General features: G+C 70.1%; 6 protein-coding genes. 1 reads left to right on the forward strand and 5 read right to left on the reverse strand.

Annotation, left to right across the window (positions count from 1 at the left end; translation table 11 throughout):
• Window positions 1–142: 142 nt before the first annotated feature.
• Complete coding sequence (locus tag ACO227_RS07150) at window positions 143–1576, reverse strand: glucoamylase family protein (RefSeq protein ID WP_423606434.1); 1434 nt, start codon at window positions 1574–1576, stop codon at window positions 143–145.
• The gene (locus tag ACO227_RS07155; RefSeq protein WP_423606436.1) at window positions 1576–2604 is read right to left on the reverse strand and encodes a LacI family DNA-binding transcriptional regulator; all 1029 of its coding nucleotides are present in this window, start codon (window positions 2602–2604) and stop codon (window positions 1576–1578) included. The genes ACO227_RS07150 and ACO227_RS07155 overlap by 1 nt, the downstream gene beginning before the upstream one ends.
• Window positions 2605–2828: 224 nt before the next feature.
• Between ACO227_RS07155 and ACO227_RS07160 the strand changes: the two genes are divergently transcribed.
• The gene (locus tag ACO227_RS07160) at window positions 2829–5117 is read left to right on the forward strand and encodes a glycoside hydrolase family 3 N-terminal domain-containing protein (protein ID WP_423606438.1); all 2289 of its coding nucleotides are present in this window, start codon (window positions 2829–2831) and stop codon (window positions 5115–5117) included.
• A 217-nt stretch (window positions 5118–5334) separates the two neighbouring features.
• Here ACO227_RS07160 and ACO227_RS07165 read toward each other — a convergent pair whose 3' ends face one another.
• From ACO227_RS07165 to smc, 3 genes are read right to left on the reverse strand one after another with little or no spacing between them, the layout of a single operon-like run.
• On the reverse strand, window positions 5335–6666 hold the full coding sequence (locus ACO227_RS07165) for an MFS transporter (RefSeq protein WP_423606440.1): 1332 nt from the start codon (window positions 6664–6666) through the stop codon (window positions 5335–5337).
• On the reverse strand, window positions 6663–9068 hold the full coding sequence (locus tag ACO227_RS07170; RefSeq protein WP_423606442.1) for a TIM-barrel domain-containing protein: 2406 nt from the start codon (window positions 9066–9068) through the stop codon (window positions 6663–6665). Before ACO227_RS07170 ends, ACO227_RS07165 begins: the two co-directional genes overlap by 4 nt.
• Before the next feature lie 31 nt (window positions 9069–9099).
• Window positions 9100–12513 (reverse strand): chromosome segregation protein SMC, encoded by a 3414-nt coding sequence (gene smc, locus ACO227_RS07175; protein WP_423606443.1) that lies wholly within the window; start codon window positions 12511–12513, stop codon window positions 9100–9102.
• Window positions 12514–12526: the final 13 nt, after the last annotated feature.

Consider the following 12526-nt stretch of genomic DNA (forward strand, 5'->3'; position numbering starts at 1 on the left):
CCGCTCCTCGATCGTCACCCCGGCCTTGTGCCGGGGTTCACTTGGCCTGGCGCGTTGCGCTTGAGCCTCTTGTCGTCCTCCGCCTCCCGGTGCGCCCCGGCACAAGGCCAAGGTGACGGGGAGGCTCCGGGAGCGGATGGGCTTATGCTGTCAGCCACCCGCCGGTGAATCCCGCCAGCTCCAGCCCGCGCCGGATCGCCTTCGACCCGCGCATCCGGCGCCACACGAAATCGCTGCGATAATTCGCCGCCTGGAGCAGGATCGGCCCCTGGTCGATGCCGATATAGTCGGTGCCGAGCCAGCCATGCTCGCCGTCGATCTTGCCAACCTCGAGCTTCTTGTCGGTCCAGGTGAAGCTCGGGTTGATCGCGTCGCGGAAGCCGTATTTGTCGTAGAGTCCCGGCCATTTGCGCAGCGCTTCGGCCGCGGGGATCACGATCTCGGGCGCGAAGGGCAGCGAGCCGAGCGCCGCGGTCGGCGCGACCGTGCCGTCGTCGCGCTCGTCGGGCTGGCCGAGCGGCCCGCGCGCCGCATAGCCGTAGAAGGTCGCCGTCCTGCCCTTGAACGGCAGCTGGTAATTGCCCGGCCCGTCGCATGCGGTAAGGCCCCAGATGTCGCGCGAATAGCCGGCCCAGCCCATCGGGTTGGCCATGCAATAGGCGCGGTTGGCATAGGTCGCGCGGCGACTGTTCTCGAAATAGTCGAACCCCGCTTCGCGCATCGGCTTGTCGCGGATGCCGCGGAAATCGATCCAGGCATGGCTGTACTGGTGGCCGAAGAGCGGCGCGAAGGCGAGGTGGCGGGTCTCGCCGGTGCCGCGCCAGCATTGCGCATATTTCGCGGTCCATGCCTCCCAGCTGTTCGCCGGCACCGCGTGCGTCGGCGACGCGAGCGCGAGGATGTAGACGAACATCCCCTCATTATAGCCTTGCCAGTTCGCCGCGATCAGCCCGGTCTCGGGGTGCCAGCCCATCGAGATCGCCGCACGGCCGTCGCTGCGGAAGAAGTTCCAGTCGGCGCGCGCATAGAGGTCCGCCGCCAGCTTGCGGATCTCCGCTTCGACAGCGTTGTCGGCATCGAAATACTCGCCGGCGAACAGGGTGCCCATGAACAGGATCGTCGTGTCGACGCTCGACAGCTCGACATTCCGGAAGCGGTGCCCGGTCTCCATGTCGATGAAATGGTAGAAGAAGCCCTTGTACCCGGCTTTACCGGCCGGTTCGGGCCCCTGCGGCGCGTCCCAGAAGAAGCGCAGCGTCGTCCGCGTGAGCTCGGCCGCTGCGGCGCGCGTCACCCAGCCGCGCTCGACCCCGACCGGATAGGCGGTGAGCGCATAGCCCACCGACGCGATCGAGCAGAAGGACGGCGTCGGCCAGCGATCGGGCACTAGTCCGTTGTTGCGGTTCGCCAGCTCCCAGAAGAAATCGAAGGTGCGGCGCTCGAGATCGGCATACCAGTCGGGCAGCGCCGGCTTCGCGGTCCCGGCGAGCAAGGGCCGCGCGTCGGCGGGCGCAAAGGCGAGCGCGCCGAGCGCGGGCGCGGCAAGCAGCGTACGGCGGGAGACAGGGATACGCATCAACAGGGTTCCTCTCGTGAGCTTGCTTGCGGTCGGGCGCGCGCCGCCGTGGTGTCGCGCACCACCAGTTCGGCGCCATGGCGTTCCGCGCGGACATCCGCGGGACCGCCTTCGAGTAGGTCGATCAGTCGTTCGATCGCGCGTGCGCCCATCTCGGCGATCCGCACGCGGACGGTGGTGACGCCGAGATAGCGCGCCAGCGGAACGTCGTCGAAGCCGGCGACTGCGATCCCGCCGGGCACATCGATCCCGGCCGCTTTCAGCGCCTGGAGGCAGCCGATCGCCATCATGTCGTTCGCCGCGAACACCGCGTCGCAGGGGATTGCGTTCTCCCGGATCGTCCGGATCGCCGCCTCGCCGCCTTCCTCCGAGAAATCCCCCGCCAGGATCACCGGCTCGACGTCCGGCGCATGCCGCGCCATCGCGGCGCGATAGCCCACGACACGCTCGCGCGCATCGACATTGCCTTCCGGCCCAGCGACATGGACGATCCGCCGGTGCCCATTGGCGACCAGGTGCGCGACCATCGCATCCATCGCTCCGACATTGTCGAGGCGCAGCGTCGGCCGGTCGTCGATCTCCTCAGGCCCGTTGATGAACAGCGAGGGGAGCGTCGGCGGCAGCGCCGTGCGCAGCATCTCCGCGCCGAGGTGCGGCGCCATCACGATCAACCCGTCGACGCGCCCGCGCATCGCCCTCAGCGCATTCGCCGCCTGCTCGCTCTCGTCATGGATGTTGGACAGCAGCAGCACATAGCCGTGCCGGCTCGCCTCCCGGTCCATGCCTCGCACGAACTCGCTGAAGAACTCGCCATGCAGGTCGGGCAGCACCACCCCGACGGCATGCGCGCGCGCCAGGCTCAAGCTGCGCGCGCCGGCATGGGGGACGTAGCCGAGCTCGGCGGCGGCGGCGATCACGCGCTCGCGCGTCTCCTGCCGGACGTTGCCGAGCCCGTTCAGCGCGCGCGATACCGATGCGATCGATACCTGCGCCCGGCGCGCCACGTCGCGGATCGTCGCCTCGGCCATTCACCCTCTCTCCCCCCGGTTGAAGTAACCGTATTCGGGCGGATCATTCGCGATTGCAAATCGGTTCGTTCGACGGCATGTAACCGGTTACGGTTTGCCGCGACAACCCCAAAACCGGGGCCTGAAACCGAGGCCGGGAAAAGGGGGCCTTGCAAATGGGGCGGCGTTCCATTCGCATTCCTCGCGTCATGGTTCGGCGCGATGCGCTCAGGAGAGGACAAGAGATGCTCGACACCCGGATTTCCCGCCGCGCGGCGCTGATGGGCGCGGGCGCGATCGCGGCGTGGCTGCACAGCCCGGCGCGTGCGCTGATGGCCCAGGCGGCGAATGTCGAGGTGCCCGCCTTCATCGATGCGCTGGTCGCGAAGATGACGCTGGCCGAGAAGGCCGGCCAGCTCAGCCTGATGGCGTCGGCCTGGGGCGGCAGCACCGTGGTCAACCCGGCGAGTGGTTCGAACGCCAATTTCGACCAGCAGGTGGAGGAAGTCCGCAAGGGCATGCTCACCGGCGTGTTCAACGGCAGCGGCACGCATATGTGCCGGATCATGCAGACTGCCGCGGTCAGGGAGTCGCGGCTCAAGATCCCGCTGATCTTCGCCGCCGACATCATCCACGGCCACCGCACCATCTTCCCCGTGCCGGTCGGCGAGGCCGCGAGCTTCGAGCCTGCGCTGGCCGAGAAGACCGCCAAGGCCGCCTCCTGGGAGGCCGCCGCCGCGGGCATCGACTGGACCTTCGCGCCGATGGTCGACATCTCGCGCGACCAGCGCTGGGGCCGCACCATGGAGGGCGCGGGCGAGGACGTGCATCTCGGCAACCTCTTCGCCGCCGCACGCGTGCGCGGCTTCCAGGGCGCCAGCCTCAAGGCGACCGACACGATGCTGGCCTGCGCCAAGCATTTCGCCGCCTATGGCGCGGCCGAGGCCGGGCTCGACTACAACACCGTCGACGTCTCGGAGCGCACGCTGCGCGAAGTCTATTTCCCGCCCTTCCAGTCCGCGTTCGACGCCGGCGCGCTGTCGGCGATGGCCTCGTTCAACGAGCTGTCGGGCATTCCCGCGACCGGCAACGAGTGGCTGATGCGCAAGGTGCTGCGCGACGAGTGGGGCTATCAGGGTTTCGTCGTGTCCGACTACACCGGCGACATGGAGATGATCGCGCACGGCTTCGCCGCCGACGCGCGCGAGGCGACCAAGCTCGCCTTCATGGCCGGGGTCGACATGAGCATGACCAGCGGCTTCTACCGCGACCATCTGCCCGACCTGGTCGAGAAGGGCGAGGTGCCGATGGAGCGGCTCGACGCGTCGGTGCGCAAGGTGCTGGCGATCAAGGCCAGGCTCGGCCTGTTCGAAGACCCCTTCCGCCGTATCGACGAGAAGCGTGAGGCCGCGCGCAGCCGCAACAAGACAACGCTGGCATTGTCGCGCGAGATGGCCCGGAAGTCGATCGTCCTCCTCAAGAACGAGGGGGACGTGCTGCCCCTGCGCAAGGGCGGGCAGAAGATCGCGATCATCGGCCCCTTCGCCGCCGGCCAGCACGACTTGAACGGCCCGTGGTGCGTCTATGGCGACAACAAGCTCGCCGTCGATCTCGAGACCGGGGTGCGCAACGCGCTCGGCAAGAACGCCGACATCACCGTGGTCGAGGGCTCGGAGGTCGAGGCGCCGCTGCCCGGCGGGATCGAGGCCGCGGTCGCCGCGGCGCGCAACGCCGACGTCGTGCTGCTCGCGATCGGCGAGAGCGAGCGCATGTCGGGCGAGGCGCAGTCGCGCACCAGCATCACCGTCCCCGCGCCGCAGCAGGGGCTGGCCGAGGCGGTCGCCGCGACCGGCAAGCCGGTGATCGTCATCCTCAAGAACGGCCGCGCACTCGCGCTCGAAGGCGCCGTGAAGAACGCACCCGCGATCCTCGTCACCTGGTTCCTCGGCTCGGAGAGCGGCAATGCGATCGCCGATGTGCTGTTCGGCGACCACAGCCCCTCGGGCCGCCTGCCGATGAGCTTCCCGCGCGAGCCGGGCCAGCAGCCCTTCTATTATGCGCACAAGCCCACCGGCCGCCCCAACCCGAGCGATGCCAAGCTCGAGGAGTACAAGACGCATTACCGCTCGATTCCGAACTCGGCGCTCTATCCGTTCGGCCACGGCCTGACTTACGGCAAGATCGAATATGCGGGCCTGACGCCGCAGCAGGGCACGCTGGCCTGGGACGGCGAGATCGCCTTCACCGCCACCGTCACCAACCGGGGGGCGCGCGCGGCGGAGGAGGTGGTGCAGCTCTACATCCGCGACCGCGCGGCGAGCATCACCCGCCCGGTCCGCGAGCTCAAGGCGTTCCGCAAGGTCGCGCTCGCCCCGGGCGCGTCGGAGACCGTCCGCTTCGTGCTCAAGCGCCCTCAGCTCGAGTTCATCGGCCGCGAGCTCAAGCCGACCGTCGAGCCCGGCCTGTTCGATATATGGATCGCCCCCTCGGCCCAGGCCGAAGGCGTGCATTCAACCTTCACGCTCACCGCCTGAACCAGCTTCCCCGGCCCGCCGGGGGTCCGGCACCGCTTCCCTTCCCTCCTCCCCGGGGCGGTGCCGGACAGTCTCTGATCGCTGAATCCTCCCTCGCCAGGGGGAGGTGGCGCCGAAGGCGACGGAGGGGGAGGGCGGCGGTATATTATCGGGGGGCGTATCGCGATCCGCCCCCTCCGTCAGCTGCGCTGACACCTCCCCCTGGCGGGGAGGAGCGCTACCCGCGCAAGTCCTTGACGATCCGCGCATGTGCCCCGCGCCCCAGCGGATTCATCGCCATCAGCACGCAAGACAGCGCGAGAAACGCGAGCGGCACCAGCGCGATCGTCAGCCGCATCGCGCTCAGCGTTGAATCGCTCTGCGCGACATTGGCGACATAGCCCGCGCGCTCGAACCCCAGCCCCAGGATCGCCGTCGCCATCCCGATCGCCACGCGCTGCAGCAGCGCCGCCATCCCGAACACGGCGCCCTCGACGCGAAGGCCCGTGCGCTGCTCGCCATATTCGATCGTATTGGGCAGCATCGCCCAGAAGACGAAGTTCAAGCCCACGATCATCGCCTGCATCGCCATGAGATAGGCCTGCATCACCCCCGCGCGGTGGATGTCGAACGCCGCGAAGGCCGCGAGCCCCACCATCGCCAGCACTGCCGCAAGGAACCACAGCGCTCGCGTCCCCAGCCGCCGCTGGAGCAGCATCCACAGCGGCACCGATACCGCGCTCACCACGCTCATCGACGCCAGCGCCAGCTGCCCGCCGCCCTCGTCGCCCAGGAAATACTTGAAATAATAGAGCACCGACTTGTTGAGGATCGTCACCGCCACGATCATCGCCATCATCGCGAGGTTGAGCGTGACGAAGGCGCGGTTGGCGGCGATGCTCTTGAGTGCGGTCCAGACCGGCACCGGCGCGCGCCGCTCGGGCACGTCCGCCTCGCGATAGCTGAGGCCCACCCAGGCGAGGATCGCCGCCCCTGCCACCGCGAACAGCATCGCCGCACCGAGATAGGCGTTCGCCGCCGCTTTCGTCCCCAGCAGCGCCGCGCCCAGCCGCACGGTGCCCAGCGCCACCACCACCGCCGCCAGCGTCCCCGACAGCATCCGCACGCCCGCGACATAGGCGCGGTCGCCGCTGTCCGCGCTCACCCGCGCGCTCATCGCGAGATAGGGCAGGTTGATGAAGGCATAGGCGGTGCGGAACGCGATATGGCCGGCAAAGACCCCAACCATGCCCCACCAGCCCGGCGCCAGCGGCGGCAGCCAGGCGAGCACGAACCCCAGCCCCAGCGGAATGCCGCCGATCGCCACCAGCCGCCCGAGCCCGCCTTTGGGCTCGCGCCGGTCGGCGAGCACCCCGGCGGCGAAGTTGGCGATGCCGTCCCACACCGACGCCGCCATGAAGATCGCCGCCGCCGCGCGGACCGGCAGGCCGAGCGCGTCGGTATAATAGAACAGCAGGAAGAGCATCGCGCTCTGCCAGTAGAGATTGAACGCGAAGTCCCCGAAGGCGAACAGGGTCAGCCGCGCGCGGGAAGGGCGGGCCGGGATCAACGCGCCGCCACGGTCACGCGGGCTGCCGTGCCCGTATCGGGGATGAGGAAGGTCAGCGTTTCCGCCGCCTCGTCATGCACCGCAGCAACCCCCCGCTTGTCCAGCCGCACGGTGCCGGTACCCGCCGGGCCATGGATCGTCACCCTGAACTCGCGCCACCACGGTTTCCACCTTCCCTCGCGCGCGCCGAGCTCGATCCGCAGTTCCTCCGCCGTCTCGGCGCAACGGAAGCTCTGGCGCAGATAGGCGCCGCGCTCGATCGCGCGCGCCTTGCCGTCGTCGAGATAGAGCGTGCCGCCGCAATCCGGCCCCGGATAGATGGCGAGCTCCAGCGCGCCCCTGGGCGTTTCGCGCAGGCTCTGCACCAAGGGCTGGCGCGGCAGGATCGTCCCCGCGCGTACGAACACGGGCAAGCGGTCGATTCGCGGCGTCTCGCCCACGCTGTCCGCTTTCTCCCCGGCTTTCGCCGTCACCTTGCGCCCGCTCCAGTAATCGTACCACCCGCCCTTGGGCAGGCACACGTCATAGGGCTGCGGCGATTCGGGCTTGGGCGACGCCGCCACCAGCAGGTCGCCGCCGAGCGTGAAGCTCATCGGCGAATCGCAGCCTGACGCGGCAAAGTCGTAGAACACCGGCCGCACGATCGGGTCGCCCGTCCGCGCCTGCTGCTCGGCCACGGCATAGAGATAGGGAAACAGCCGGTAACGTTCCTCGATCGCCTTGCGCCTGAGGGCAAGGTGCTCCGGCCCGTCGACCCATGGCTCACTGCGCGGCGTGTCCTTGGCGGCATGGACGCGCATCACCGGGGTGAAGGCACCGATCTGGATCCAGCGCGTCAGCAGTTCGGGACTGGGCCCGCCGGTGAATCCCCCGATATCCGCCGCCGAATAGGAAAAGCCCGACAGGCCGAGGCTGACGAGCTGCTGGACCGAGAGCTTCAAATGATCCCAGGTCGCATTGTTGTCCCCGGTCCAGGTCACCGCATAGCGCTGGCCCCCGGCATAGGTGGCGCGCGTCATTACGAACGGGCGCGCCTCGGGGTCGAGTTTCCTGAGCCCCTCGAAGGTCGCCCGACTGTTCTGCATGCCATAGACATTGTGGACTTCGCTGTGCGCCGCCTCGCGCGTCGCGAACCCGTCGCCGTCGATGCGGTGGATATTGTCGAGCGGCATGGTCTTGCTCGGCGTCTCGAAGATCGCCGGCTCGTTCATGTCGTTCCAGAAGCCCGCAATCCCCGCCGCGACGAAGTCCTTGTACAGTCCGCCCCACCAGTCGCGCGACGCCTTGCGCGTGAAGTCGGGGAAGACCGAGGGCCCCGGCCACACCGGCGCGACATAGGTCTCGCCCTTTCCGGTGCGCAGGAAGTGATTGCCCGCGACGCCGCTGTCGTACGGCGCATAATTCTGGTCGGGCGCGTGCGCGATATGCAGGTCGGTGATCGCAACCAGCCCGAACCCGTCGACCTTCAGGTCGTGCGCCAGTCTGGGCAGATCGGGAAAGGTTCTGGCGTTGGTGGTGAAGGGTCGGTTGCGGTCCTGGAAGTCGATGTCGAGCCAGATCACGTCCGCCGGGATCTTGTCCTTGCGCAGCCGCCCCGCGATTTCGCGCACCTCGGTGTCGGACATGTAGCTGTAGCGCGACTGCTGGTAGCCGAGTCCCCAGGGCGCGATCAGCGGCGCCTTGCCGGTGAGGTCGTGATAGCGCCGCACCACCTCGGCCATGCTCGGCCCGGCGATCAGATAATAGTCGGCCGGCCCCTCGGGCGCGCCGATCTCGAGGTCGCCATCATGGCGATGCCCGAAATCGAACCAGCTGCGCGTCGGATTGTCGAGGAACAGGCCGTAGCTGCCGCCTTCGCCGCCGGTCGCGACATAGAAGGGGATCGACTTGTAGGTCGGGTCGGTCTCGCGCCCATAGCCGAACGTGTCGGTGTTCCAGTGGACATAGCTCGCCCCGCGCCGATCGAACGGCCCGGTCTTGTCGCCCAGGCCGTAGTAGCGCTCGCCCATGGGCATGTCCTTGCCCATTCCGAACCCGCCCCCGGGTCCGATCACCGGCGAATAGGCATCGCGCACGATCACCTTGCCGGCGGGGTCGCGCACCGTCACCTGCAGCGTCTTCGGATCGACGCTCACGCGCAGTGCCTCGGTCGCGAACCCGTCCGGTGCCGCGTTGACCTTCACCCTCTTCGCCCGCACCTCGGTGGGCACTGCCCAGCTCGCATCCTCGGGCCATTCGCCGCCATCGGCCAGCCGCACGCGCAGGATCGAGGGCGTCAGCGCCGTCACCCGCACCGCCATCTGCCCCCGCGCGACCTCGACACCATTGTCGAGCGCCCGCACCTGCGCCGCCGCCGGTGCGGCCAGCGCGATCGCTGACAAGGTTGTCAGGAGCAGTTTCATTCGATCCTCTCCGATGCGCTTCACGCTGTCGCTATTCGGCGGCGAGCAGCGATTCCGCCCCACCCAGGTCCACCGACACCAGCCGGCTCACCCCCCGTTCGACCATGGTCACGCCGAACAGGCGGTGCATCCGGCTCATCGTCGCGGCATTGTGGGTGACGATCAGGTAGCGCGTCGCGGTCTCGCGCGTCATCGCGTCGAGCAGGTCGCAGAACCGCTCGATATTGGCGTCGTCGAGCGGCGCGTCGACTTCGTCGAGCACGCAGATCGGCGCCGGATTGGTCAGGAACAGCGCAAAGATCAGCGCCACCGCGGTCAGCGCCTGCTCGCCGCCCGAGAGCAAGGTCAGCGACTGCAGCTTCTTGCCCGGCGGCTGCGCCATGATCTCGAGCCCGGCCTCGAGCGGGTCGTCCGAATCGACCAGTTCCAGATGCGCCTGTCCGCCATTGAACAAGGTCGTGAACAGCCGCCGGAAATGCTGGTCGACCGCCTCGAACGCCGCGAGCAGCCGCTGCCGGCCCTCGCGGTTGAGCGTGCCGATGCTCCCGCGCAGCCGGTGCACCGCTTGGATCAGCTCGTCGCGCTCCCGGGCATTGGCCTCGGCGGTGGTGGTCAGCTCGGCCAGCTCGCTCTCGGCGACGAGGTTGACCGGCCCGATCCGTTCGCGCTCGGCGTTGAGCCGGTCGTGCGCCGCGGACTCCTCCTGCGGGTCGCGCACGCTGTCCGCGGCGAAGCCCGCGCGCTCGGGCAGCAGCGGGGGCGGGCATTCGAAGCGCTCGCCCGACATGCGGCCCATCTCGACGCGGCGCAGCTCGTGATTCTCGTGCCGCGCCACCGCGCCCGCACGCGCCTCGCGCGCCTCGGCCAGCGCCTCGCCCGCGGCGCGCATCCCCGCCTCGGTCTCGCGCAGCGCGCCCTCGGCGTCGCGTTCGGCGAGCTGCGCCGCGGCGCTCTCGATGCGCGCTTCCTCGTTGGCCTTCTCGGCCTGTTCGATCGCGGCATCGAGCTCGGCGGGCTTGTCCCTGAGCGCCTCCGCTGCCTGCGCCAGCTCGACGGCGCGCGCGTCCATCTCCGCGATCCGCTTCGCCGCCTCGCCCGCCCGCGCTTTCCAGCCCTTGCTCTCAGCCTGCGCTGCCGCCAGCCGCTCGCGCGCGCTCGCAATGTCGCGCTCCAGATTGCCGCGCTCGGCGCGCGCATTGGCCGCCGCATTGCGCTTGGCCTCCGCCTCGCCGGTCAGCGCGGCGACTTTCGCGCGTGTCGCGCTGCCGTCGGGCAGGGCCGCACGCGCGGTCTCGGCGCGCGCGAGCTCGCCATTGGCTTCCTCGAGCTCGGCGGCGCTGCGTGCGCGCCGCGCTTCCATGTCGGCGCGCTGTGCGTCGAGCCGCTCGATCGCCGCCGCCGCGCGGTCCTCGGCCCGCGCCGCCTCGCGCGCGGCATTGTCGCTATGGTCGAGCAGCCGCTTGCACTCCGCCGCCGCGCGCCGCGCCTCGGCGATGTCGCCCTCGATTCGCGCCAGCTCGGCGTCCGCGGCATCGACCGCACGCACCGCCGCCGGTCGCGCCTTCTCGATCGCGCGCAGCCGGTTGACGCGTTCGAGCCGCTCGGCCGCCGCCGCCCCGCCGCTCTTCGCGACATAGCCGTCCCAGCGCCGCAGCACCCCGGCCAGCGTCACCAGCCTCTGCCCGACGGCGAGCGGCTGGCCCTCGTCGCGCTCCGCCACCAGCACCTGCGCCAGCCGCCGCGCGAGCGCCGCGGGTGCCTCGACATGGCGCGCCAGCGGTGTGGTGCCGGCCGCCGCGCCGGGGTCGCTCTTTTGTGTCTCCGCGCCCGCCCAGTGCCGCTCGTCGGCGGGGTCGAGCCCGGCCTCCAGATCGTCGCCCAGCGCCGCCGCCAGCGCGCGCTCATAGCCCGGATCCACCTTGAGCTTGTCGAGCAGCCGGTCCTTGCCGCTCGGCCGCGTCGCCTTGGCCAGCGCCGCCGCCTCGCTGTCGAGCTGCGCCAGCTCGGCATGCGCACCCGCGCGCGTGGTCTGCGCCCGCGTCCGCGTCTCGATCGCGCCGCGCTCGGTCGCGTCGGCACGCGCGAGGCCGGTGCGCGCGGTTTCGGCCTGGCGCTCGGCCCGGGCCTTCTCGTCCGCGGCCCTGGTCCGGGCTTCCTTGAGCGGCGCGGGATCTCCAAGCGCGTGGATCTCGGCGGCGATGCGCGCCGCGTCGCGCTCGGCACGTTCGACCCGCGTTCGTGCCGCGGCGAACGCCGCATCCGCCACGCGCGCCTCCGCCGCCTCGCTCGCCTGAGCGGACAAGGCCTGCGCCAACGCGACCTCGGCATCGCGCGACTCGCTTTCCGCCTTCGCCAGCGTCGTTTCGAGCGAGGGCATCCGCGCTTCCGCATCCTTGATGCGAATCTCCAGCGCCGCGGCCTCGTCGCCCAGCCGCGCCAGCGCTTCCGCGGCGTCGTGCGCCAGCGCGCCCTCGCGCCCCTTGTCCGCCTCGAGCCGCGCCGCGCTTTCGGCCAGCTCGGCGATCCGCCGCTCGGCGCTGGCCCGCTCGCTGCGCAGCCCCGCGAGCGCGTGCATCGCTTCGCTCGCGCGGTCGCGCACCGCCAGCGCCGCAGCGCGCGCCGAGGCCAGCTTTTCCGCCATTTCCTGCTGCGTTGCCAGCACGGCTTCCTGCGCCGCAGTCCGCTCGGCGACCAGCGCCTCGGCCGCAGCCGCCTCCTTCTTCGCCGCGTCCGCCGCCGCCGCGGCGTCGCGCCAGCGCGCGAAGATCATCCGCCCTTCGGCGGTGCGGATCCTCTCCGAAAGCTCGCGATACCGCTCGGCCTGCCGCGCTTGCCGCTTGAGCGCCGTCGCGCGCATCTCCTGGTCGGAGATCACCTCGTCGAGCCGCGTCAGATTGGCCTCGGTCGCGCGCAATTTCTGCTCGGCATCCTTGCGCCGCACGTGCAGGCCCGAGATGCCCGCCGCCTCCTCCAGCATCTGCCGCCGCTCGCCGGGCTTGGCCTGGATGATCGCGCCGATCCGTCCCTGGCTCACCAGCGCCGGCGAGTGCGCGCCGGTCGCGGAATCGGCGAACAGCAGCGCCACGTCCTTGGCGCGCACGTCGCGCCCGTTGATGCGATAGGCCGATCCCGCGCCCCGCTCGATCCGGCGGACGATCTCGATCTCGCCATCCGCCTCGCCGCCGGCCTGTTCGGCAAGGATCGAGACTTCGGCGAAGTCGCGCTGCGGCCGCGTCGCGGTACCCGCGAAGATCACGTCCTCCATCCCGGCGCCGCGCATCGACTTGGCGCTGTTCTCGCCCATCGTCCAGCGCAGCGCTTCGAGTAGGTTGGACTTGCCGCAGCCGTTCGGGCCGACGATGCCGGTCAGGCCGGGTTCGATGCGCAGGTCGGCGGGGTCGACGAAGCTCTTGAATCCGGTGAGGCGGAGCCGCTTGATCTGCATCTTTGTGCGACCC

Origin of the sequence: Sphingomonas sp. MS122 (genome assembly GCF_049532975.1) — a bacterium.
In the GTDB taxonomy this organism is placed as follows: domain Bacteria; phylum Pseudomonadota; class Alphaproteobacteria; order Sphingomonadales; family Sphingomonadaceae; genus Sphingomonas.